General features: G+C 58.6%; 23 protein-coding genes. All 23 read right to left on the reverse strand.

Annotation, left to right across the window (positions count from 1 at the left end; genetic code table 11):
* Positions 1-6: 6 nt before the first annotated feature.
* Complete coding sequence (locus LG31_RS0114835; protein WP_033115229.1) at positions 7-414, reverse strand: hypothetical protein; 408 nt, start codon at positions 412-414, stop codon at positions 7-9.
* Entirely contained in the window at positions 411-1,538 is a 1,128-nt protein-coding gene (locus tag LG31_RS0114840; RefSeq protein ID WP_033115230.1) for a glycosyltransferase family 4 protein, read from the reverse strand. Before LG31_RS0114840 ends, LG31_RS0114835 begins: the two co-directional genes overlap by 4 nt.
* Positions 1,525-2,016, reverse strand: a complete 492-nt coding sequence (locus tag LG31_RS0114845; RefSeq protein ID WP_050513473.1) for a serine acetyltransferase — start codon at positions 2,014-2,016, stop codon at positions 1,525-1,527. Before LG31_RS0114845 ends, LG31_RS0114840 begins: the two co-directional genes overlap by 14 nt.
* Positions 2,013-3,230 carry a glycosyltransferase family 4 protein gene (locus LG31_RS0114850; protein WP_033115231.1) on the reverse strand — a complete coding sequence of 406 codons (1,218 nt, stop codon included), beginning with the start codon at positions 3,228-3,230 and terminating at the stop codon, positions 2,013-2,015. Before LG31_RS0114850 ends, LG31_RS0114845 begins: the two co-directional genes overlap by 4 nt.
* Positions 3,227-4,237, reverse strand: a complete 1,011-nt coding sequence (locus LG31_RS0114855; RefSeq protein WP_033115232.1) for a glycosyltransferase family 2 protein — start codon at positions 4,235-4,237, stop codon at positions 3,227-3,229. The genes LG31_RS0114850 and LG31_RS0114855 overlap by 4 nt, the downstream gene beginning before the upstream one ends.
* The gene (locus LG31_RS0114860; RefSeq protein ID WP_238567527.1) at positions 4,234-5,613 is read right to left on the reverse strand and encodes a capsular biosynthesis protein; all 1,380 of its coding nucleotides are present in this window, start codon (positions 5,611-5,613) and stop codon (positions 4,234-4,236) included. The genes LG31_RS0114855 and LG31_RS0114860 overlap by 4 nt, the downstream gene beginning before the upstream one ends.
* Positions 5,610-6,824 (reverse strand): lipopolysaccharide biosynthesis protein, encoded by a 1,215-nt coding sequence (locus LG31_RS0114865; protein ID WP_033115233.1) that lies wholly within the window; start codon positions 6,822-6,824, stop codon positions 5,610-5,612. Before LG31_RS0114865 ends, LG31_RS0114860 begins: the two co-directional genes overlap by 4 nt.
* On the reverse strand, positions 6,821-8,962 hold the full coding sequence (locus LG31_RS0114870; RefSeq protein ID WP_033115234.1) for a GumC family protein: 2,142 nt from the start codon (positions 8,960-8,962) through the stop codon (positions 6,821-6,823). Before LG31_RS0114870 ends, LG31_RS0114865 begins: the two co-directional genes overlap by 4 nt.
* A gap of 15 nt (positions 8,963-8,977) precedes the next feature.
* Positions 8,978-9,517, reverse strand: a complete 540-nt coding sequence (locus LG31_RS0114875; RefSeq protein WP_033115235.1) for a polysaccharide biosynthesis/export family protein — start codon at positions 9,515-9,517, stop codon at positions 8,978-8,980.
* Between the two features lies 1 nt (position 9,518).
* Positions 9,519-10,838, reverse strand: coding sequence for an outer membrane beta-barrel protein (locus LG31_RS0114880; RefSeq protein ID WP_033115236.1), 1,320 nt, complete (start codon positions 10,836-10,838; stop codon positions 9,519-9,521).
* A complete protein-coding gene (locus LG31_RS0114885) occupies positions 10,822-12,225 on the reverse strand; it encodes an undecaprenyl-phosphate glucose phosphotransferase (RefSeq protein WP_033115237.1) in 1,404 nt (467 codons plus the stop codon). The genes LG31_RS0114880 and LG31_RS0114885 overlap by 17 nt, the downstream gene beginning before the upstream one ends.
* 20 nt (positions 12,226-12,245) lie before the next feature.
* Positions 12,246-13,613, reverse strand: coding sequence for a bifunctional UDP-N-acetylglucosamine diphosphorylase/glucosamine-1-phosphate N-acetyltransferase GlmU (glmU, locus tag LG31_RS0114890; RefSeq protein ID WP_033115238.1), 1,368 nt, complete (start codon positions 13,611-13,613; stop codon positions 12,246-12,248).
* 94 nt (positions 13,614-13,707) lie between these two features.
* Positions 13,708-14,136, reverse strand: coding sequence for a F0F1 ATP synthase subunit epsilon (locus LG31_RS0114895; RefSeq protein ID WP_033115239.1), 429 nt, complete (start codon positions 14,134-14,136; stop codon positions 13,708-13,710).
* A gap of 18 nt (positions 14,137-14,154) precedes the next feature.
* The gene (gene atpD, locus LG31_RS0114900) at positions 14,155-15,543 is read right to left on the reverse strand and encodes a F0F1 ATP synthase subunit beta (protein ID WP_005342353.1); all 1,389 of its coding nucleotides are present in this window, start codon (positions 15,541-15,543) and stop codon (positions 14,155-14,157) included.
* Between the two features lie 33 nt (positions 15,544-15,576).
* Entirely contained in the window at positions 15,577-16,443 is an 867-nt protein-coding gene (gene atpG, locus LG31_RS0114905) for a F0F1 ATP synthase subunit gamma (protein ID WP_005339343.1), read from the reverse strand.
* Between the two features lie 43 nt (positions 16,444-16,486).
* Entirely contained in the window at positions 16,487-18,028 is a 1,542-nt protein-coding gene (gene atpA / locus LG31_RS0114910) for a F0F1 ATP synthase subunit alpha (RefSeq protein WP_033115240.1), read from the reverse strand.
* A 15-nt stretch (positions 18,029-18,043) separates the two neighbouring features.
* A complete protein-coding gene (atpH, locus tag LG31_RS0114915) occupies positions 18,044-18,577 on the reverse strand; it encodes a F0F1 ATP synthase subunit delta (protein WP_033115241.1) in 534 nt (177 codons plus the stop codon).
* Between the two features lie 13 nt (positions 18,578-18,590).
* Positions 18,591-19,061, reverse strand: a complete 471-nt coding sequence (gene atpF / locus LG31_RS0114920) for a F0F1 ATP synthase subunit B (RefSeq protein WP_005342350.1) — start codon at positions 19,059-19,061, stop codon at positions 18,591-18,593.
* 55 nt (positions 19,062-19,116) lie between these two features.
* Positions 19,117-19,359: a F0F1 ATP synthase subunit C gene (gene atpE / locus LG31_RS0114925; protein WP_005307205.1), complete on the reverse strand. Its 243-nt coding sequence runs from the start codon at positions 19,357-19,359 to the stop codon at positions 19,117-19,119.
* Positions 19,360-19,420: 61 nt separating this feature from the next.
* Positions 19,421-20,200: a F0F1 ATP synthase subunit A gene (atpB, locus tag LG31_RS0114930; protein WP_033115242.1), complete on the reverse strand. Its 780-nt coding sequence runs from the start codon at positions 20,198-20,200 to the stop codon at positions 19,421-19,423.
* Between the two features lie 8 nt (positions 20,201-20,208).
* Entirely contained in the window at positions 20,209-20,619 is a 411-nt protein-coding gene (locus LG31_RS0114935) for an ATP synthase subunit I (protein WP_033115243.1), read from the reverse strand.
* 190 nt (positions 20,620-20,809) lie between these two features.
* A complete protein-coding gene (locus LG31_RS0114940) occupies positions 20,810-21,718 on the reverse strand; it encodes a ParB/RepB/Spo0J family partition protein (protein ID WP_033115244.1) in 909 nt (302 codons plus the stop codon).
* Entirely contained in the window at positions 21,715-22,518 is an 804-nt protein-coding gene (locus LG31_RS0114945; RefSeq protein ID WP_033115245.1) for a ParA family protein, read from the reverse strand. The genes LG31_RS0114940 and LG31_RS0114945 overlap by 4 nt, the downstream gene beginning before the upstream one ends.
* Between the last annotated feature and the right edge of the window lie 8 nt (positions 22,519-22,526).

The following is a 22,526-nucleotide window of genomic DNA, read 5'->3' on the forward strand; positions in this document are numbered from 1 at the left end:
CTTTCGTCACATCAGCACGCTCTTTTTAAACAGATCCCACACCCCGAACGAGAAGTGCTTGAAGATATCGATGCCAAGGGCTGACTTCACCAGATAGAGCAGCAGCACCATGCCGCAGATCCCCAGCAGCAACAGCAGGGTAGTCAGCAGCACCTTGAGGTGAAAGCGAAAGCCGCTCTCCCGCCCGCGGTGACGGCGATCCCGTCCCATCAGCACGACCAGATAGCAGCGCCAGCGACCGATGCCGAAGGCGCTGTTGACGTTGATGGCGTGCGACTTGCCATCACTCATCAGCCGCAGCGCCTGCTCGATGCCGTCGCGCTGGGTTTCGCTCAGGCTCTCGGCCACCTCGGGGGAGAGAGCACGGTAGAAGCGGTCTATCGCCCCCTGCGGTTTCTGCGGTAATTGGCTCATTGGTTCTCTCCTTCGGGCTGGCCCAGGGCCTTGCGGTAGACCGCCATGGTCTGGCCGGCGATCCGCTGCCAGTCATACCGCTGCAGATAGTCGCTGTAATCGACCTTGCCGCGAGTCAGCTGGGCGTTGAGTCGCTCAGCCAGCGCACTCACATCGCCGACCGGGAAATAGCACTCCTGTTGCAGCGCCACCGCCAGATTGGCGGGAATATCGCTCACCACCACCGGCAGGGAGAAGGAGAGCGCCTCCAGCAGGGCGATCGGCAACCCCTCGTGATAGGAGGGCATGGCAAACAGAGCGGCTTGTGAAAAGACGCTGATCAGCGCCTCGCCATTGAGGAAACCGGTACGGATCACCCCCGGTGTTTCATCCGCTATCCGCTGCAGGCGCTCGCTATAGGGGGTCGGGTGATCCGTATCCCCCACCAGCACCAGCGGCAGCTCTGTATCGAGCTGGCGGTAGGCTACGATGAGATCGTGCAGCCCCTTCTCCTCGACGAAGCGGCCCACCGCCACCAGATAGTTGCCTGCACTCAGCCCGAAACGGGCCAGCGTCAGTTCCCTCTTGTCCGCTGCTGGCAGCTCGACCCGTTTCACCCCGTTGTAGATGAGGTGGGCATCCTGGCGATCGTACTGGCGGCGGATCGCCTCGTTGATCACCTCGGAGATGACGATCACCTCGCTGGCATAACGTACCGCCCAGCGCTCGCCAAGGCGTAATACCCACTTGGCCAGCGCCCCCCACTTCTGGCGGTCATAGTCTGGGCCGTGATGGGTAAAGACCACCCGTTTGCCAAGCAACCTCAGCAGCGGCACCACCAGACCCGGGCCGATGGCATGGACATGCACCAGATCGCAGGCATGGCTGCGGCAGTAAAAAGCCGCGAGCAGAGAGTGGAGAATCGCCTCAAGCGACTTCTTTTTGGGGGCGGGCAACGCCTTGAGTGCCACCCCTTCAAATTCGCCGCTTAGGTAATTCACATAGGGGGCGCGAGCCAGCACGGTCGCGGCCACTTCGAACTGGCGATGCAGCTCCGGATAAAGGGACTGACAATGGGTTTCGACACCGCCCAGTACATGGGGGATCCCCCGGGTACCGAGCACGCTCACACTAATCGGCTTCATGGTCTTCTCGAATGATTCTGGCGGGATTGCCCGCAACAACGGCGCGAGCCGGAACGGAACGAGTGACGACGGCGCCGGCACCGACACAGGCATGATCACCAATGGCGATGGCCCCGATGACGATGGCGCCGGTGCCAAACTCGACCCCGTCCCCCACGATGGGCGAGAGGAGCTGGCCGCTTTGGCGATCACTCTTGTTGCCCAGGGTGCAGTTGTGGCGCAGAGTGCAGTCACGCCCCATCTGCACACTGTCACCGATGACGATATTCTGCGGGTGATAGAGGCGCAGACCCCAACCCAGCCGGGCTCGTGGCGAGATATCGAGGCCGCACAGCAGCTTGAATCCCTTGAGCAGCAACAAGCCGGGCAACCTCATAAAGCGGCCTCCCTGTGCCAGCCGGTAGCAGAGCAGGAACAGGCGCGCCGTCTTGCTCGGATTGAGCGCCAGTTCGGCTTTCAACTCGTGCCAGAAACTCATCTCTGTTTCTCCTCCAGCAACGACTGGTAGAGCGCCAGCAGGGCTTGCTGGTGGCTGGCGAGGGAGTAGCTGTCGATCAGCCGCTGACGGGCCGAACGCCCCATGGCCGCTGTCTGCTCCGGCTCGGCCACCAGCCTGTCCATGCAACGGGCCAGCTCGTCGGCATTGCTTGCCTCGAACAGCAGGCCATCGAGACCATCGCGGATCTGCTCCGGAATCCCGCCAATTCGAGCCCCGATCACCGGTTTGCCGTAGGCCATCGCCTCCAGTACCGACATGGAGCAGTTCTCGTACCACTCGGACGGCACCACCACGGCCTTGGCGTGGCGCAGCAGAGCGAGCAACTCTTCACCCTGCTTGAACCCCAGCAGTTCGGCATTGGGATAATGCTGCCCGAGGTGCGCCAGCAGCGGGCCGCCGCCCACAATCTTGAGGCCCGCCGGCCGCGTCATGCGCTGATGGGCACGGGCAAGCGTCTCGACCCCTTTCTCGGTCATCAGGCGGCCGAGAAACAGAAAGTACCCCCGATCCTCTCCGCTTTCGCGGCTCGACTCGATATCTATGCCATTGAGGATCACCTCGATGCGGGAAGCGGGCAGCCTGGTGCGAAGCTTCCCGGCCATGAAGGCGCTCGGCGCCACCAATGCATCGACCTGCTCATAGTTGCGGCGCCACTGCTGCCAGGCGGCCTCGGCAGAGAGCAGCAGGCTCTTGCCCCACGACCCCTCCTGCCACTGATGGCGAAACAGCTTGAGCCAGGACCCCTCGATCCGGGTCAGATCGAACGGCTCGCCATCGACCAGCATGCTGTAGTTGGGGCAGGCCACCTTGTAGTCATGCGCGGTCAGCACCGTCTTGCAGCCCAGTGATTTGGCCACCCGGATGATCCCCGGGGTGAGCTGGTGGTAGATGTTGTGAAAGTGAACGATATCGGGCCGCTCGGCACGGATAAGCTCCGCCAGCCGATCACAGGCCTCCTGATTGTGGATGAAGCGAGCGGCTATCTTCAGCCGATCGAAGAGCCCGTGCCGCTGGTGATAATCGACGTTGGTAGGAAAGTAGCCGCTCTGGGGAGAGGGGAGGTTATCCGGATGCTGCATGGCAAAGTCGATCACCTGATGACCCGCCTGACGCACCATCTCCCGCTCCTGAAAAAGGACGGTCTCGGCGCCCCCCTTCATGAAAAAGAACTTGTTGGCAAAGAGCACCTTCACGGCAATGACTCCTGGATCAGACGATGGGCGGGCGCCTCGCGCGGGGAGCGCTGGGGCAACAGCAGGCCGCGCACCAGCCCGGCTGCATAGATGGAGAGGTTCATGACACTGCGCAGGGCATCTTGCAGGGAGCGGTTCTTCCACCACTTGAGTGCGATGAAGCCGCCCAGCGGTGCCAGCGCCAGCAGTGGCAACCAGAACGGAAAACCAGCTACGAAAAGCAGCACGCTGAGCAGCAGTGCCAGCAGGTAGAGCCCGAACAGCAGCTCGGAGCGGATCACCGACAGCACCTCGCGAAAATAGGGCTGCCCCCACGCAGAGCGTACCAGCTCGCCGCTGGCAAACAGATACCCCATGCGCCAGCGGTAACGGATCAGGGCAAGGGAATCCATGGTGTGGGAGGTGTGAAAGAAGAAGGGGACATCGAGCCGCTCCAGCCGATAGCCCGCCTGACGCAGCCGGATACCCAGCTCCGCCTCTTCGTAACCGTGCAGGTTGTGATTGGTGAGATAGCCGATCTGCTCGATGGCGCTGCGTCGAAACAGACCGCCACCACACAGCCAGCGCGACTCGCCCAGCGGGTAGATCTGGTTGATGCGCTGCTTGCGCGACTTGAACTCATAGCTGTGGGCATCATCCATCTCGGCCCGCCCGGCCACGCCACCGCACTCGGGATGGGAGTGCATATGCGCAATGGCGGCCGGCACAAACTCCGGCTCCAGCTTCATGTCGCCATCGAGCAGCAGCAGAAATTCCCCTTCGCTGAAGAGGTAGCCAAGCTGTGGCCCCACGCCACAACAGCGATCAGCCGGGTCGGTCAGGCTCACCACAGTCACCCCCAGCTGGCAGGCGATCGCCTGGGTGCTGTCGGTCGAGAGACTGTCCGCCACGATAATCTGGTGGGAGTAGTCGGCCAGAGCGCTCCTGATGCTGGCTATGGTGTCGGCAATCCCTGCCTCCTCGTTGTAGGTCTTGATGATGACGGAGATAAGGGGGGATGGAGTCATGACACCTCACAGGAACAGGTGGCCTGCCGAACCGAAGAACGGATCACCAGGGCGGCACCCAGCACGAAATAGAAGAGAAACTGCTGCACCGGGATCAGCATCAGCAACTGGCTGTAAGGCAAGCTCAGCAGGCAGGCGATCCCGAACGCGATGAAAGCGGGTTGGTAGCTGAGCAGACGCACATCTGCTGTGCTCAGCAGTTGGCGATCCAACAACGGGCGGGGGCGGCAGCACCAGAGCAGCAGAACGATCAGCGCGATGAAGATCAGGGTGCCCATCAGTCCCACCTCCCACAACAACACGCTAAGGGAAGTGGAGTCGAGCAGCACGTTGAACAGGGGGTTGAGAAAACCGGGCAGGGTGCTGCCATGGTTGGTGGTGTTGAGGCCATAGCCAAACAGCAGATTGCTGAGACCGTGGTGATCACCGTTGCTGGCCCAGAAAAAGAGCGTCGTTACCCGCCCCAACTCGCCGGTCTCCGGGTTGATGTGGTTGGGATCGAAGATATAGCCGAGGGAGTCGATAAACAGCTCAATGGCCCCCTGTTGTCCGGCCCCCTCGAATGCGGATGAGTAGGAGGCAGCCAGCACCAGAACGGCCACTGCCACCAGCGCCGTCATCGCCAGCGCAATCAGCAGCAGACGCTTGATGTCATAGCTCTTCATCCCCCTGACATAGCTTGGCGAGAGCCAGACCCAGGCTAGCAGCAAGGGGGACAGCAGGATGACGAACTTCACCTCGGCCAGCACGCAGATGGCAAAGGCGGCAAGAATGTGGAAAGCGACCGAACGACGCGAAATGAGGCCGTGACGAAACTCGGAGAGCTTGATCAGCATCACCAGCAGGCAGAAGAAGCCGAGTGCACCGGTATTGCCGCCCCCCATGGGATCCCCCCCGAAGGTGCCGACCACCGAGTCCCACTTTTCAAACTCGCCGCGCAGTGCCACCCGTTTCGGCACCACCACCAGCACCTGAAACAGCACCACCGGGATCTGCAGGTAGAAGACCCACTCCACCAGCTTCATGATGCGGTAAATCTGTGACTCACGGCAGAAACCCAGCAACAGGCAGGGAAGCAGCAGAGAGAGCGCCAGCTCGTTCTTGAAACCGATGATCGTCACCATGCCCCCCTGCTGAAGCAGGGTGCCCAGCAGCGCCAGCACCAGCAAGCCACAGTAGAGCAGCAGCAGCACCTTCTCCTGATAGTCGAGCCGCAACGGGCTGTAACGCGTCTGCAGCGGCAGCAGCATCAAGGTGGCAATCGCCAGCAGGAAGGGCAGCCAGAGGAAGGCAGTAATACCGGTGACGTACTGGGCCAGGCCACAGATCACCAGCGACAGCAGCAGGTTGGCCTGCATGATGAGGGCACTGTTCACGAGGCCAGCCCCATTCGACCCTGCAACTCGGCAGCCCGGCGGTTGACCCGCAGAAAGACCAAGCCGTAGCGCACCGCAGTCAGCAGAGAGAAGGCCAGCACGCAGAGCTCGTACTCCTGATGCAACCAGGGCAACAGCACGAAGGCGATCACCACGACCAGCAGCTGCTCAAGCTGGATCCGCAAAAAGTAGCCGGGCGAGCCGAACACCAGCTCGATCACCGTCAGCGGGCAGATGGCCACCGCAGTAAACACATAGGGCAACATGTAGCGGGAGGTATCGATGGAGGCGATCCACTCCGCATTGAAGAACCATTTCATCACCAGCGGATAGCAGATGAGGATCCCGAGGGTGGCCGCACTGCCCATCGCCAGCAGCAGCCACTTCACCTTGCGAAACTCCTCTCCGTTGAAACGGCGCAGGCGAAAATCCTCCGACCATCGCGAGAAGATGGAGTGGCGGATGGCGTTGCCGACAATCACCACGGGCGCCAGGCAGAAGCGGTTGACCACGGCAAAGTAGCCCGCCACCAGAGGGGAAAACCAGAAGTTGATCAGCACGGTCGGCAGATTGGCCGTCACCATCGCCAGCACTTCGGCACTGCCGACACCAGCCAGATGCGCTTTATGATGGGAAAAGAAGTGCAGCAGGCGGCGCGGGGCCGCCTCTCTCAGCATGGAACTGTGCCAGGCAAAGGCAGACCACAACCAGCCCCCGATCACCAGCAGCAACAGACAGGCCCATAACTGATAGAAGTACGCCATGTCAGGGGCCAGCAGCAGGCAGAGCAGCACCACGGCGGAGGCCGAGATGCGTTGCAGACCGAGCCGCTGGTAGTGACCGGCCCGCAGCGCCAGATTCTCGGCGATGAGGATCAGCCCGTGGGTCACGGTCAGCAGGTAGAGCGGCCAGAGCGGCAGCGAGAAAAAACAGACCACCACCAGTACATAGGGGATGGGGAGCAGCCAGACCTGCAACAGGGAAAAGATCAGGTTGCCGGGCAGCTCGGCCTCCTCCAGCTTGGGCAGCAACAGCTGCGAGGCAAAGGTGGCAAGCTGGGCACCGATCAGCACCAGACTGTAGCTGAGGGCATAGAGCCCAACCGCAGCCATGTCGAACTTGTGCGACAGTGACCAGACCGAGAATGCCCCGATCAGCTGGGATAGCACGGAAGCACCACCTATGGTGGTGATGCTGCGCAGCAGTTTCATAGCGCGCCCCGGGTGGGTGCACCACAGAATCTCAAGTTCTCCGCCCCTTCCAGATCCCGCTCGGTGACCTGGGTCAGCACAGTCCCCAGCACCGCCACTCTGGCATCCCGCAGCTGCGCCAGCACGCTCAGCACCCGGCTGGCCGGCAGCTGGCCGGACTGGATCACATGAATGGCACCATCCAGCGGCTGCCCCAGCAGCAGGGCATCCTTGCCGACCTCCAGCGCAGGAGTGTCCACTATGATGCGGTCAAACTGCCCGGCCAGGGCTGCCAGGAGCTCGCTCCAGCGTGGCGAGCCAAGCAGCGCCAGCGGGGAGGAGACCGGCTGGCCAGCCGGCAGCAGGGTCACCCCCTCTTTCTGCACCAGACAGGCAGCCAGGTCGGCTTCGCCAGCGAGCAGCTCAGCCAACCCCGGTCTGGCTGCCTGCCCCAGCAACTGGCGACCGAGGGATCCCCGGCGCAGATCCCCATCCACCAGCAGCACCCGCTCATGGCGGGCAAAGCTGGCGGCGCAGAGGGCCGCCAGCGTCGACTTGCCCTCACCCGCACGGGTCGAAGTGATCATGATGCGCTGCAGCTGACCCGGCTCCAGCCGCATGATGGCGTAGAGGTCATCGGCACTGGCGCCCACTCTGGGATTGACCGCCCCCACCCGCAGCAGGGCACTCTGATCCTGCAGGGCTGCCAGCCGCGGGATTTCTCCAAGCACCCGACCACCGAGCTGGGAAACCAGCTGGCTCAGACGATCCAGGGTATTGCGCAGCGCTCCGGCGGTGATGACGGCCAGCACGGCAACCATGCCCGCCATGATCACCACCATCAGCAGAAACAGCATCTTGTTTGGCTTGGCTGGCAACAAGGGCACCGATGCCGCGTCGTAGAGGATGGCATTCGACTCGTGCAGCTGAGCGTTCAGGCGGGTCTCTTCCTGACGGCGGAACAGCTCGTTATAGAGCTGACGGGTCTTGTCGATATTGTTCTTCAGGTTGTTGTACTCATCCTTCTTGACTGCCAGCGAGGAGAACTCCCGCTTCTTCTCGTCAAGCTGGGCGAGGTACTCCTGCTCCTTGCGCAGGCTGCTCTGGTAGCGATCCTCGATACCGTCGGCAATCTCCCGCATCAGCTGGTTTGACTGGGTATTGAGCGCCTTGATGCGCGCCTCTGCCTGCAGAATGCGGTCATGCTTGGGGCCATAACGCTTGGCCAGCTCGGAGAGCTCCTGCTGGGCCTTGATGAGGGCGATCCGCAGATCCTGCATCTGGGGGTGGTTGGAGACCTCGGGCAGGGAGGCCAGCGCAGACGGATTGCGGCCGTACTCCTGAATGGACTGGAATTCGGCCTGCGCCGCCAGCCGCCGCTCGCGGGCATCCGCGTACTTGTTGGTAATGATGCCGAGCTCTTCGGTTTGCAGGCCATCTACGCCGCGAAACGTCAGCAGATCATTGCGGGCAAGGAAATCGCCGAGCTGCTTCTCCTGCTTCTCCAGACTGGCCTTTATCTCCACCAGCCGGCTCTGGTTCCAGTGTGATGCCGTGGTGTTGGCATCGACCCGCTCCTCCACATTGAGATCGATGTAAGTCTGGGCCACCTCATTGGCGACGCTGGCGGCCAGCTCGGGAGAACGGGATTCGAACCCGATGCTGACCAGCTGGGTATCGCGCACCGGCGAGACCGTCAGGTGTCTGGCCAGATACTCCAGCGCATGCTGGTGGCGTGAGGAGGCATCCTCCTGATGTCTGGCACTCCAGAGCCCCTTGATGCGGCTCAGCCAGCTGTCCGGATTGGGCTGCCCGTTGAATTCCGGCAACTCGGCCAAACCCAGATGAGTAACCACCTTCTCGGCCACCCGGCGTGACTTGAGCAGCTCGAACTGGGTGTTGTAGTACTCGCGGCGGCTGGTATCGACCCGATAGACGGGCTCGATAGGGGAAGCGCTATTGGCATCCGCCTTCAGCAGCAGGGTCGCACTGGACTGGTAGTAGGGCGGCATGCTGAGGATAAAGGGGGCAGCCGTCAGGGTCACCACGGCGGCAAACAGCACCACCTTCCACCAGTTTGCCTTGAGCACCCGCCAGGGGCCGCTGAAATCGAGGCGGCTCTCTAGCGCACGGCCATTTTCAACCAACAATGAAGTCATGAAGAGAGTCCTGAATCAGAAGAAACTTTGTTCGATGGTGATGATGTCGCCGGGATTGAGTTGCCGTTGCAGGCTCACCTCTTCCAGCAACTGATCGCTGCCATTGAGGCGCAGGCTGATATCCCGTCTGGCGGCGCGATCGGTGAAACCACCCGCCAGCGCAACGGCCTTCTCTACCGTCAAGCCTGGCTGGTATTCGTAGCCACCCGGGTGAGCCACCTCGCCAGCCACAAATACCTGACGGAAAGTGGTCACGTTGACCGTCACCATGGGGTCGAGCAGCACGCCGTGCTTGAGCCCTCTGGTCAGCTGCTCGGCCACCTCAGTGGTGGTATGGCCCATCAGCAGCACCTGACCCAGATAGGGGTAATTGACGTGGCCACTGGTATCGACCTTGAACTTCATCGACAGATCCGGCTCGCCATACACCCGGATTTCGACCTCGTCCCCCGGCGCCAGCCGATAGGCGGAATCGTTGCCTTGTAGGCCCTGGCCAGCCCAGACCGACAGGCTGAACAACCAGCCAAGCAGAAGCACCATCACGCTTTTGTTCATGTTAAATGGCTACCTTGAGTGAAAGAGAAAGCTGTTGTTTGTCGTAACCGAGCGCACGGCGATAGCACTTGCCGCCGATGTCGATGGGCTGCCCGGCAAAGCTGGAGCCGGAGTCGGCCTGCTGGTAGTGAAGCCCCAGATTGACGGAGGGACGAATGTCGTAGCTGATGCCCATGCCCCAGCGATGGATGTCGTCCTGACGGTGGCTGTTGTCGTTACCACAGACCACCGACTGGTGATAATCATCCCGGATATCGTGATACGAGAGAGTGGTTGCCACTCCGGGTGACCAATGGTGCTGCCACTCGGCGCCATATAGCTGGCTGCTGACATAGCCGCCGTCACCACCCGGATCACGAATGGTCCGGCTGGAGATCAGCGCGAGCTTGCTGTAATCGAGCGGTTGCCACTCCAGACGCAGATCCCAGTTCAGCCCTTTGAAACTTTCCGCCTGCGGATCGTTGACGAAACGCTTGAAGATCCCGCCGATATTGGCATCGATCCGGGTCTTGCCGGTCAGCTGGCTCATCACCCCGGTGATAAGAAAAAACTCGTCGGAATCCTTGCGTGGATTGGCCGGGTAGCGCCGCAGGTTGGCCTGAAGGGTGTAACGAAAACGGCTGACATGGCTCACCTGATCGAACAGCTCGACGATGGCGGTGTTCTCCTGCCACTCCTGCTCGGCCATATAGCGTTCAAAGTCATGCTGGTAGAGGTGCTTGTCGAGATAGCCCAGCTCCTTGTGGGAGAGCGCCAGCTCCAGCTTGCCTCTGGCATCGGGAGCGCCGTAACTGTAGCGGCCACCCACTTCGCTGTGTTTGAAGCGCAACGGCTCGGCAATGTTGAACCCGCCGAAAGTGGCATCACCGCCATCCTTCCCATCCCCCTGCAACATAAAGCCTTCGGTCAGCCCCTCGCCACGAGCCTCATGGCCCAGCCGATACTGATACATCAGCTTGAAGGCGTTGCGCAGGGAGAAACGCCAGCTGCCGTCAAACTGGAACTGGTGATCGGCATAGTCATCGGCATGACTGCTGCCATTGCGACGATAATCACCCAGATAGCTGAACTGATAGCGATCCAGGCCGCGTTCACCCACCATGCGAAATTCCGGGGTGATCCCGACGAAATCGGAGCCAATCGCCTGACCACTGTCACGCTGCCATAGCAGGTTGCTGTCGTGACCATAACGGCTCTCCACCTCGGTCTGGATCTCCAGACCAAGCGGCCCCTGATGCGATACGGGAGTGACCTCGGCACGGACTGAAAGAGAGGGGAAGAGCAGCAGTCCGGCGCAAACGAGGCTAGTAAGCGGATGCACCGACAAACCCCTTGAATACAGTCAGGAAAATGACTTTGAAATCCAGTCCGAGCGACCAGTACTGGATGTACTTGAGATCGAACTTGACCCGCATCTCCATCTTGTCGAGGGTGTCGGTTTCACCACGAAATCCATTTATCTGGGCCAGCCCGGTAATCCCCGGTTTAACCTTGTGGCGCAGCATGTAACGCTCCACCAGAGTGCGGTACTGCTCGTTGTGCGCCACGGCATGGGGACGCGGCCCAACGATCGACATGGAACCCTGAATCACATTGAAAAACTGTGGCAGCTCATCCAGCGAGGTACGACGCAAGAACGCACCGAATGGTGTCACTCTGGGATCGCCTCTGGTTGCCTGAGTCACCACGGCATCATTCTCCATGACGCGCATGGAGCGAAATTTCCATACCTGGATCCGTTTCCCCCCCAGGCCGTAGCGATCCTGCTTGAAGAGCACAGGTCCGGGCGAAGAGAGACGCACCCCAAGAGCCACCAGCGCCATGACCGGAGAGATGAGCAGCAGGATGAGTGAACCCAGCACCAGATCTTCAATCCGTTTGAGCAGGGCGGCGCCCCCTTCAAACGGCGAATCGAAAAAGCTGAAGGTATAGATATCGCCTACCCGATCGATGTGGGATACGGTCAGGCCGTACTCGTAGAAATCGGGTACCAGATAGGTATCTACCGTAGTGTCGGAGAGTTCGTAGAGGTAGTGATTGATGCGCTCCCGGGCAGTCAGGGGCAGCGCCAGATAGACTTCGTCGACCAGCCCTTTGCGGGCCAGCTCGAGCAGCTCGTCGACATCCCCCAGCAAGGGGCTGCGAGTCGGGTAACCGAAGCGCTCTTCGCTACGGGCATCGAAAAATCCGAGCATCTGGATATCGTGACGCGGGCTCTCCCACAGGGATTTTTCCAGCGCCAGTCCGGCCGGAGTCACGCCAATTATGGCCACACGCCGACAGCAGGAGGCACTGCTGAACCAGATGGTCACCAGCCGGTACAGCACCCGGTAACCGGTGGAAATGAGGCAGGCCATGGCAAGCCAAAGCACAGCCAGCTCCGGCGGGAAAGGGTGGTAGGGTTTAAAGATGGGAACCAGATAGACCAGCAGGTAGAGCAGGGTAGCTGTTACCAACCAGGAGAAGATGAGGCGCAGCAGAGACTGCGCCAGATGTTTACGAACCCGGCTGCAATAGAGCCCGGTATTCTGGGAAACCAGAAAGAAGACCACCATGCCCAGCGTGGCCAGTGACATCTCGTCCAACCCATGAAACAAACCAAAGTGCCGCGAAAGCAGCACCATTGAGACTGAAATTCCCACCAGATCGACAAAGCGGGAAAACAGACTGTGGCTCGCGTCTGCGAGCTTGATGATTCGTTTGTTCATGGGTCGCCTTCATACTGATATCACTTATCAGTTTTCTTGACCGGACGAGCCCAGTTCTTGATGTGACGCTGGGGTACCCGGGTAATCACGAGTTCATTTTCACCCACGTCCTTGGTAATAGTAGAGCCGGCACCCAGGGTGGCCCCTTTGCCGATGCGAACAGGCGCTACCAGTTGGGTATCAGAACCGACGAACACATCGTCCTCGATGATGGTCTGGAATTTGTTGACCCCGTCGTAGTTGCAGGTGATGGTACCGGCACCGATGTTCACCCCGGCTCCGATCTCGGCATCACCCAGATAGGTCAAATGACCACACTTGGAACCAACCCCAAGACGGGCTTTCTTCATCTCGACGAAGTTGCCAACGTGCGCATCCTGCTCCAGAACCGCCCCCGGACGCAAGCGGGTAAACGGACCCACTGAGCACTGATCTGCCACCTGTGCACCCTCGATAACCGAGTAGGGTTTCACCTCGGTGTGATCGCCAATGACACAATCTTTCAGTACGCAACCGGCTCCGATACGAACGTGATTGCCGAGAATCACCTTGCCCTCAATGATGACGTTTGCATCAATAACAACCTCTTCACCAATCTCCAAAACCCCACGCAAATCAAAGCGTGCGGGGTCGATCATGGTTGCACCTGCAATCATCAGTTTCTCGGCCTGCATCTGCTGATAACTGCGCTCAAGTTGGGCCAATTGCACCCGATTGTTGGCCCCTTCCACTTCAGCGGCGCGCTCCGGATGAACGGCGGCAATCGGGCAATTATCGTCGTGAGCCATGGCGATCACATCGGTCAGATAGAACTCGCCCTGGGCGTTTTTGTTATCGAGACGAGACAGCCATTGACGCAACTGGCCCCCATTGGCCACCAACACGCCGGTGTTCACCTCACGGATCGCCAGCTGTTCGGCATTGGCATCCTTCTGCTCGACGATGCCGACTACCTGACCATTTTCACGGACGATGCGGCCATAGCCAGTGGGGTTGTCCAGCACCACGGTCAGCAGTGCCATCCCGTTTTCCGCTTTGGCGGCGAGCAAACGCTGCAGGGTCTCGGGCTGGATCAGCGGGGTATCGCCGTACAGTACCAGCACATCATCCTCATCCTTCCAGAACGGGATGGCTTGGGCAACGGCGTGACCGGTTCCCATCTGCTGGGCTTGCAGCACCCAGTTGACATCAGCCGCCACGATCCGCTCTTTCAGCAGCTCGGCACCGTGGCCATAAACCAGATGCAACTGCTCGGCACCGACCTGACGGGCGGTATCGATCACATGGGAGACCATGGGTTTGTTGGCGACCGGGTGCAGTACCTTGGGCAGGGAGGAGCGCATGCGGGTGCCTTTACCCGCAGCCAGGATCACGACGTTGAGGGACATAAATTGACCTTTGGAACATGAGGAAATACTCGGCGGAGTCTATCCAACGGGCAAAAAAAAAGCGACCCGAAGGTCGCTTTTTACATCACCGTTATTAGCGGTAATTCTTTTTGACGATATCGATGACTCGCAGTTGAGCCATCGCCTTGGCCAGCTCGGTAGCGGCCTGGGCATAGTCCATATCGCCATGGGAGCTGTGGATCCGCTCTTCGGCTGCGCGCTTGGCTTCCTGGGCTTTCGCCTCATCCAAGTCATCGGCACGAATCGCGGTGTCCGCCAGCACGGTCACGGCTTCGGGTTGTACTTCCAGCATACCGCCGGAGATGTACAGCACCTCTTCAGTTCCATTCTGCTTCACCAAGCGGACCAGGCCCGGCTTGATGGCAGTCAGCAACGGAGCATGACCGTGGCGGAGACCCAACTCACCTTCGGAGCCTGATACCTGAGCGGATTGCACGCGACCGGAAAACAGTTTTCCTTCGGCGCTCACCACATCCAGGTGAAAGGAGATCATCTCAGCCATGGGCCCTCCAGTAGAGGCTTACAGTTTCTTGGATTTCTCGACGACTTCGTCGATACCGCCAACCATGTAGAACGCCTGCTCGGGCAGATCGTCATACTCGCCTTTCAGGATGCCCTGGAAACCACGGATGGTCTCTTTCAGCGGCACGTATTTACCCGGAGAACCGGTAAACACTTCTGCTACGAAGAACGGCTGGGACAGGAAACGCTCGATCTTACGGGCACGGGCTACGGTCAGTTTGTCTTCTTCTGACAGTTCATCCATACCCAGGATGGCGATGATGTCCTTCAGCTCTTTGTAGCGCTGCAGTACGGTTTGAACGCCACGAGCGGTCTCGTAGTGCTCTTTGCCAACTACCAGCGGATCCAGCTGACGAGAGGTAGAGTCCAGCGGGTCAACGGCCGGGTAGATACCCAGTGCCGCGATCTGACGGGACAGTACGACAGTCGCATCCAGGTGGGCGAAGGTGGTCGCCGGAGACGGGTCAGTCAAGTCATCCGCAGGAACGTAAACGGCCTGTACGGAGGTGATAGAACCAGTCTTGGTGGAGGTGATACGTTCTTGCAGAACACCCATCTCCTCGGCCAGGGTCGGCTGGTAACCTACTGCGGAAGGCATACGGCCCAGCAGTGCGGATACTTCAGTACCGGCCAGGGTGTAACGGTAGATGTTGTCCACGAAGAACAGCACGTCACGACCTTCGTCACGGAACTTCTCGGCCATGGTCAGGCCGGTCAGCGCTACGCGCAGACGGTTTCCGGGCGGCTCGTTCATCTGACCGTAAACCAGAGATACTTTGTCCAGTACGTTGGACTCCATCATCTCGTGGTAGAAGTCGTTACCCTCACGGGTACGCTCACCTACACCGGCGAACACAGAGTAACCACTGTGCTCGATCGCGATGTTACGGATCAGCTCCATCATGTTTACGGTTTTGCCTACACCGGCACCACCGAACAGACCAACTTTACCACCCTTGGCGAACGGGCATACCAGGTCGATAACCTTGATGCCGGTCTCCAGCAGATCGTTGCTGTTGGACTGATCTTCGTAGCTGGGGGCAGCGCGGTGGATAGACCAGCACTCTTCTTCACCGATCGGACCTTTTTCGTCGATTGGCTCGCCCAGTACGTTCATGATCCGACCCAGAGTCGCAGTACCGACCGGAACCTGGATGGATTTACCGCTATTCACTACTTCCAACCCACGACGCAGACCGTCGGAGGAGCCCATGGTGATGCAACGAACGACGCCGCCACCGATCTGTTGCTGAACTTCCAGCACCAGACCCTGGCCTTGACCTTCGCTAACGACCTTCAGTGCATCGTACACCTGGGGCACGGCATCCTGCGGGAACTCGATGTCCACCACAGCGCCGATGATTTGGACGATGAAACCGTTACTCATGTCAAATCCTCTAAACCTTTGATAACCCTTGCCTTACACCGCAGCAGCACCGGATACGATCTCTGTCAGCTCCTGGGTAATACTGGCCTGACGGGCCTTGTTGTATACCAGTTGCAGATCGTTAATCAGGTTACCGGCGTTGTCAGTCGCGGCTTGCATGGCAACCATTCGGGCTGCCTGTTCACTTGCCAAGTTTTCCACTACACCCTGGTACACCTGGGATTCGACATAGCGAACCAGCAGGGTATCCAGCAGCTTCTTGGGATCCGGCTCATAGAGGTAATCCCAGTGGTGTTTCTTGGCGAGCTTGCTGTCTTCAGTTACGGGCAAAGGCAGCAGTTGATCGACCCGTGGTTGCTGCACCATGGTGTTGACGAACTTGTTGTACACCAGATACAGCTTGTCAATCTCACCGTTGTCGTAAGCCTTCAGCATGACCTTGACTGAACCAATCAGGTCATTGACGCTCGGACTATCGCCCAGTCCTGCGACATGAGCTTTAACCTTGGCGCCGTGCCGTTCAAAGAAGTTGGAGGCCTTGTTACCGATCAGTGCCAGGTCAACCTTGGCACCTTTCGCGCTCCATTGCTTCATATCATTGAGGGCAGCCTTGAACAGGTTAATGTTCAAACCGCCACACAGGCCACGGTCGGTGGAGACGACGATGTAACCCACTCGCTTGACCTCACGTTCGATGAGGTAGGGGTGCTTGTATTCCAAGTTCCCCTGAGCGATATGGCCGATCACCTTGCGCATGGTTTCAGCGTACGGACGGCTGGCAGACATGCGTTCCTGCGCACGGCGCATTTTGCTTGCTGCCACCATTTCCATAGCGCCGGTGATCTTCTGAGTGTTTTTCACACTCCCGATCTTGTTACGTATCTCTTTTGCGCCGGCCATCTCTTACTCTCCATCAGGTGGCAGCTCGCGCTGCCACACACGCTTACCAGGTCTGGGTTGCCTTGAAGTCATCCAGCAACGCAGTCAGCTTGCCAACGATCGCGTCGTTGTAATCGGCCTTGGCATTGATTTCAGCCATCAGCTCGGCATGCTGGGTATTGGCGTAAGAGAGCAGAGCGGCTTCGAAGTCGACGATCTTGTTCAGCTCGACATCGGAGAGATAGCCTTTCTCGGCGGCGAACAGCACCAGAGACTGGTGAGCCACGCTCAGCGGAGAGTACTGCTTCTGCTTCATCAGCTCGGTCACTTTCACACCGTGATCCAGCTGCTTGCGAGTCGCCTCGTCCAGATCGGAAGAGAACTGGGCGAACGCCGCCAGTTCGCGATACTGGGCCAGCGCGGTACGGATACCACCGGACAGCTTCTTGACGATCTTGGTCTGAGCAGCACCACCTACACGGGATACGGAGATACCCGGGTCAACCGCCGGACGAATACCGGAGTTGAACAGCTGTGAAGTCAGGAAGATCTGACCATCGGTGATGGAGATCACGTTGGTCGGAACGAACGCTGATACGTCACCCGCCTGGGTTTCGATGATCGGCAGCGCGGTCAGAGAACCGGTTTTGCCTTTCACTTCACCATTGGTGAACTTCTCTACGTACTCGGCGTTAACGCGAGCAGCACGCTCCAGCAGACGGGAGTGCAGATAGAAAACGTCACCCGGGTAAGCTTCACGTCCTGGCGGACGGCGCAGCAGCAGGGAGATCTGGCGATAAGCTACGGCCTGTTTGGACAGGTCATCATAGATGATCAGCGCGTCTTCACCGCGGTCACGGAAGTACTCACCCATGGAGCAACCGGCATACGGAGCCAGGTACTGCAGGGCAGCCGCTTCGGAGGCAGAGGCAACAACCACGATGGTGTTGGCCAGGGCGCCGTGCTCTTCCAGCTTGCGCACCACGTTGGCGATGGTGGAGGCCTTCTGGCCAATCGCAACGTAGACACACTTAATGCCGGAATCTTTCTGGTTGATGATGGTGTCGATCGCGATGGCGGTCTTACCAACCTGACGGTCACCGATGATCAGCTCACGCTGGCCACGACCAATCGGGATCATGGCATCGATGGCTTTCAGACCGGTCTGGACCGGCTGGTCAACAGACTTACGCTCGATAACGCCCGGTGCGATCACTTCGATCGGCGAGAAGCCATCGTTGTCGATCGGACCTTTACCGTCGATCGGCTGACCCAGGGTGTTCAACACCCGGCCCAACAGACCACGACCTACCGGCACTTCCAGAATACGGCCAGTACCTTTTACTTTCATTCCTTCTGACAGACCGTCATAGGAACCCATAATCACCGCACCGACGGAGTCACGCTCCAGGTTCAATGCCAGAGCGTAACGGTTGCCCGGCAGCTCGATCATCTCACCCTGCATGGCATCAGCCAGGCCGTGAATACGAATGATACCGTCGCTCACAGAGACGATAGTACCTTCGTTACGCGCTTCGCTCTTTACATCAAACTGCGCAATGCGCTGCTTGATCAGCTCGGCGATTTCAGTGGAATTCAGTTGCATGCTCTAATACCCCAATCAAGATTGCAGCGCGTCAGCCATGCGATCCAGCTTACCGCGGACTGTGCCGTCGATTACCAGATCACCGGCCTTGATGAGCACCCCGGCCATCAAGGACGCATCAATGCTGCAATTCAGCTTCACTTTGCGCGCGAGACGTTGTTCCAGAGAAGCCTGAATATTGGCTTTCTGCTGGTCGGTCAGTGCAATCGCCGATGTCACGTCAGCCTGAACTTCTTTATCCAGTTCAGCCTTGAACACCACAAATTCGGCAACGACCGCCGGCAGCACACCCAAGCGACCATTCTCAGCCATTACCCGGATCAGGTTCTGGCCATGCTCGTCGAGTTGCTCACCGCAGATGCTGACAAACAGTTTTGCCAGCTCTTCGGCAGCCACAGAGCCGTTTACCAGGGAGTGGATGGTCTCGTTCTTCGCTACTTCCGCAGCGAAGCTGAGCATCCCCAGCCACTGATCAACCGCCTTGTGCTCAACGGCAAACTCGAAAGCAGCCTTGGCGTAGGGGCGAGCGATTGTAGTCAGTTCAGACATAGCCCCGTTCCCGTTACAGTTCTGCTACCAGTTTGTCGACGATGTCGCTGTTGGCAGCCTGGTCGATTTGGCGCGCCAGGATCTTCTCTGCACCAGCAATGGCAAGAGCAGCAACCTGCTTGCGCAGTTCTTCTTTGGCACGATGACGTTCAGCTTCAATCTCGGCACGGCCTTGAGCCAGGATTTTCTCCCGCTCAGACTGAGCTCCGACAGTTGCCTCATCAATGATCTGGGCCTTGCGTTTGTTGGCCTGTTCAATGATTTCAGCAGCCTGGAGCTTGGCTTCTTTCAGCTGATCGACGGCGTTGGCCTTGGCCAAATCCAGATCTTTCTTGGCACGCTCTGCAGAAGAGAGACCGTCAGCAATAGCTTTTTGACGGGCTTCGATGGCAGCAATCAACGGCGGCCATACGTACTTCATGCAAAACACTACGAAGAAGAAAAAAGCAATTGCTTGGCCGAGGAGGGTGGCGTTGATATTCACAGCCGATGTCCTCTTTAGTTAGTTAATGGGTTATGCCTGGAGATGTCGTAACGACTTAGCCAGCAACCGCAAACATCACGTACAGACCCAGACCAACGGCGATCATCGGGATCGCATCGACCAGACCCATTACGATGAAGAACTGGGTACGCAGAACAGGGATCAGGTCAGGTTGACGAGCAGCACCTTCCAGGAATTTACCACCCAGAATACCGATACCGATGGAAGCGCCGATAGCAGCCAGACCCATCATCATTGCAGCAGCGATGTACAGCAGGTCCATGTTCAAGTTTTCCATGAGGATCTCCATTTATTTAGATGTAATTGATTGTATAAAAAGGATTATTTGAGTCGCATTATCAATGGTCTTCCTGCGCCATCGACAGATAGACGATGGTCAGAACCATGAAGATGAATGCCTGCAAAGTGATGATCAGGATGTGGAAAATTGCCCAAGGCACGGACAGGATCCACTGTGACCACCAGGGTAGCAAACCCGCAATCAGGATAAAGATCAGTTCGCCAGCATACATGTTGCCGAACAGTCGAAGACCCAGAGAGACCGGTTTGGATACCAGCGTAACAGTTTCCAGGATGAGGTTAACCGGGATGGCAGCCGGGTGGTTGAAAGGCTGAAGAGTCAGCTCCTTCACAAACCCGCCGATACCCTTGACCTTGATGCTGTAGTACAGGATCAAGAAGAACACGCCCAAAGCCATGGACATGGTGATGTTAACGTCAGCAGAGGGAACCACACGCAGATAGGGAATACCCATCAATTGTGCAGCGTGAGGGATAAAGTCAACAGGGATCAGATCCATCAGGTTCATCAGGAAGATCCAGACAAACACCGTCAGCCCCAAAGGTGCGATGACCTTGTTGCGACCGTGAAAGATGTCTTTGACGTTACCATTCACAAACTCGACCAGCATCTCCACAAAGCACTGCAGCTTACCCGGCACCCCGCTGGTAGCGTTGACGGCTACTTTGCGGAACAACAGGATAAACAGGGCGCCTAGCACGACGGAAAATACCATTGAGTCGATATTGACCGTCCAGAACCCGGACCCGACTTGCAGGTGGGTCAGGTGGTGGGAGATATATCCCTGAGGAGTCAGGACTTCTCCGGTTGCAGACATGAGTTTTCCTAATAGTGGTTGTTAAGCGTGAATGAGACTATCCACTGTACAACGAGGGCGAGGATATAAGTGGCGAAAAACGAGACGGTAACGACCTCGACTCCCGCACCAAACATCAGGGCGAATAGACCTGTTGTAGTAATGAGCTTAATCCCTGCCCCACCATAAAAGTCCCGCAGAACCAGACCCACACTCTCGGCCGTTACCTTGCGGCGCAGTACCCAGAGAGTGAACAAGGCTTGAGGAACCCAGTACATCCCCCCTCCGTAAAGGGCGGAATAACCGGCGCTGGCACCAGTCAGGTAATACCAGACGGCACTCATCGCCAGGATCAGGACCAGCTGACAAACGAGCATAACCAAGGCCAGTGTCAAACCTTCCAAGGCTATTTTCTGCTTCACCAACCTACCCCTGAACATTACAGAACTGTAAAAAATCGGGATCCGAAGACCCCATGTTAACAGCTCTAAAAGCCGGTCAAATTATACCCTTGAGGGCCACTATTGCAATATGACAAAAATCCTTAATTTTTGCGGCTTTCAGCGCAAAATCAGGGTTATGCCCATATCAAAAGGAATGGATGTTTTATTACTACAAAAAGCGTAAAAATCACGATTCCGACACGCCAAAATAGCCCAATATGCGGTCCAAATCGGACAAGTTCTCGTAACTAATTACTAACTTTCCGCTATCCCGCTTGCCAGGCTGAAGTTGTACCTGATTGCCAATTTTTTCAGCCAGCTGGCGCTCCAGGTAACCGAACTGGGGATCGCGAACCGGCTCGACCTTGGTTTTTGCCGGCTCCAGCGCCTTTTGCACCAGCTTTTCGGTATCGCGCACGGTCAGCCCTTTCTGGGCAACCAGCTTGGCCAGTTCGGACTGGGCCTGACCACTCAGGGCCAGCAGGGCACGGGCGTGGCCCATGTCGAGATCGCCATGCTCGACGAAACGCTTCACGTCATCGTTGAGCTGGTTGAGACGCAACAGGTTGGTTACCGTGGTGCGGGACTTGCCCACTGCCTCGGCCACCTGCTGGTGGGTGAGTTCAAATTCGGTCAGCAGTCGCTGCAGGGCGACGGCCTCTTCGATGGCATTGAGATCTTCACGCTGGATGTTCTCAATCAGCGCGATGGCCACCGCCGCTTCGTCAGGCACATCCTTGACGATGCAGGGCACCACTTCAAGCCGGGCCAGCTGGGACGCGCGCCAGCGCCGCTCGCCAGCGATGATTTCAAAAGAGTGTTCGGCGACCGGGCGCACCACGATGGGCTGGATCACCCCCTGGGCGCGGATGGAGTTGGCCAGCTCTTCCAGCGCATCCTGCGACATGTCCTTGCGCGGCTGGTATTTGCCCGAGTGCAGCCACTCCACCGGCAGCTTGCGCAGCTCACCCTGATTGGTCGGGGCCATAGCCTGCTCGGTACGTTGATCGCTCATCACCTGTTTCTGGCGGGCAGCCGTGCTGGTACTGAGCAGAGCATCCAGCCCCTTGCCCAGTCCACGTTTTTTCGGAGTCATACGCTCTCTCGGTCTGCGATGGTCGCCTGACGTTCCTGCTCCTGGCGGCGCAGGATCTCGCCAGCCAGAGCCAGGTAGGCCTTGGCGCCCACCGATGATTTGTCATAGTGCATGGCCGGCGCACCGAAACTCGGCGCCTCCGCCAGTCTGACGTTGCGGGGAATGATGGTGCGGTAGACCTTGTCGCCGAAGTGCTGTTTTAGCTGATCGGACACATCATTGGCCAGCCGGTTGCGGTGATCGTACATGGTACGCAGCACCCCTTCGATCTTGAGATCGGGATTGACCACGGCAGCCAGCTTGCTGATGGTGTCGACCAGGGCGGTGAGCCCCTCCAGCGCGTAGTATTCGCACTGCATGGGCACCAGCACGGAGTCGGCGGCGGCCATGGCATTCACGGTCAGCATGTTGAGGGAAGGGGGACAGTCGATGAAGACGTAGTCGTACTTGTCCCGCACCGAGGCCAGCGCATTGCGCAGGCGGATCTCGCGGGCGAAAAATTCCATCAGGCGGATTTCGGCCGCGGTCACGTCGGCGTTGGCGGCGATCAGGTGATAGCCACCGGAAGTTTCGGGGATGATCACCTCGCTGATGGGGGCATCTTCGATCAGCAGCTCATAGGCTGTACGCTCGACTTCGTACTTGTCGACGCCGCTGCCCATGGTGGCATTGCCCTGCGGATCCAGATCGATCACCAGCACCTTGCGCCGGGTGGCGGCCATGGAGGCGGCCAGGTTCACACAGGTGGTGGTTTTACCCACTCCACCCTTCTGGTTGGCTATGGCAATGACTTTTCCCACACTATCCC

This window comes from Aeromonas lacus (assembly GCF_000764665.1).
Taxonomy (GTDB): domain Bacteria; phylum Pseudomonadota; class Gammaproteobacteria; order Enterobacterales; family Aeromonadaceae; genus Aeromonas; species Aeromonas lacus.

Coding starts and splice junctions, on each gene's coding strand:
- atpE (WP_005307205.1), bottom strand. CDS start 19,359: ATGGAAAACTTGAACATGGACCTGCTGTACATCGCTGCTGCAATGATG.
- LG31_RS0114870 (WP_033115234.1), bottom strand. CDS start 8,962: ATGACTTCATTGTTGGTTGAAAATGGCCGTGCGCTAGAGAGCCGCCTC.
- LG31_RS0114855 (WP_033115232.1), bottom strand. CDS start 4,237: ATGACTCCATCCCCCCTTATCTCCGTCATCATCAAGACCTACAACGAG.
- LG31_RS0114940 (WP_033115244.1), bottom strand. CDS start 21,718: ATGACTCCGAAAAAACGTGGACTGGGCAAGGGGCTGGATGCTCTGCTC.
- LG31_RS0114840 (WP_033115230.1), bottom strand. CDS start 1,538: ATGAAGCCGATTAGTGTGAGCGTGCTCGGTACCCGGGGGATCCCCCAT.
- LG31_RS0114845 (WP_050513473.1), bottom strand. CDS start 2,016: ATGAGTTTCTGGCACGAGTTGAAAGCCGAACTGGCGCTCAATCCGAGC.
- LG31_RS0114885 (WP_033115237.1), bottom strand. CDS start 12,225: ATGAACAAACGAATCATCAAGCTCGCAGACGCGAGCCACAGTCTGTTT.
- atpA (WP_033115240.1), bottom strand. CDS start 18,028: ATGCAACTGAATTCCACTGAAATCGCCGAGCTGATCAAGCAGCGCATT.
- LG31_RS0114935 (WP_033115243.1), bottom strand. CDS start 20,619: ATGTTCAGGGGTAGGTTGGTGAAGCAGAAAATAGCCTTGGAAGGTTTG.
- atpB (WP_033115242.1), bottom strand. CDS start 20,200: ATGTCTGCAACCGGAGAAGTCCTGACTCCTCAGGGATATATCTCCCAC.
- atpH (WP_033115241.1), bottom strand. CDS start 18,577: ATGTCTGAACTGACTACAATCGCTCGCCCCTACGCCAAGGCTGCTTTC.
- LG31_RS0114835 (WP_033115229.1), bottom strand. CDS start 414: ATGAGCCAATTACCGCAGAAACCGCAGGGGGCGATAGACCGCTTCTAC.
- glmU (WP_033115238.1), bottom strand. CDS start 13,613: ATGTCCCTCAACGTCGTGATCCTGGCTGCGGGTAAAGGCACCCGCATG.
- atpD (WP_005342353.1), bottom strand. CDS start 15,543: ATGAGTAACGGTTTCATCGTCCAAATCATCGGCGCTGTGGTGGACATC.
- LG31_RS0114895 (WP_033115239.1), bottom strand. CDS start 14,136: ATGGCTGAGATGATCTCCTTTCACCTGGATGTGGTGAGCGCCGAAGGA.
- atpG (WP_005339343.1), bottom strand. CDS start 16,443: ATGGCCGGCGCAAAAGAGATACGTAACAAGATCGGGAGTGTGAAAAAC.
- LG31_RS0114875 (WP_033115235.1), bottom strand. CDS start 9,517: ATGAACAAAAGCGTGATGGTGCTTCTGCTTGGCTGGTTGTTCAGCCTG.
- LG31_RS0114865 (WP_033115233.1), bottom strand. CDS start 6,824: ATGAAACTGCTGCGCAGCATCACCACCATAGGTGGTGCTTCCGTGCTA.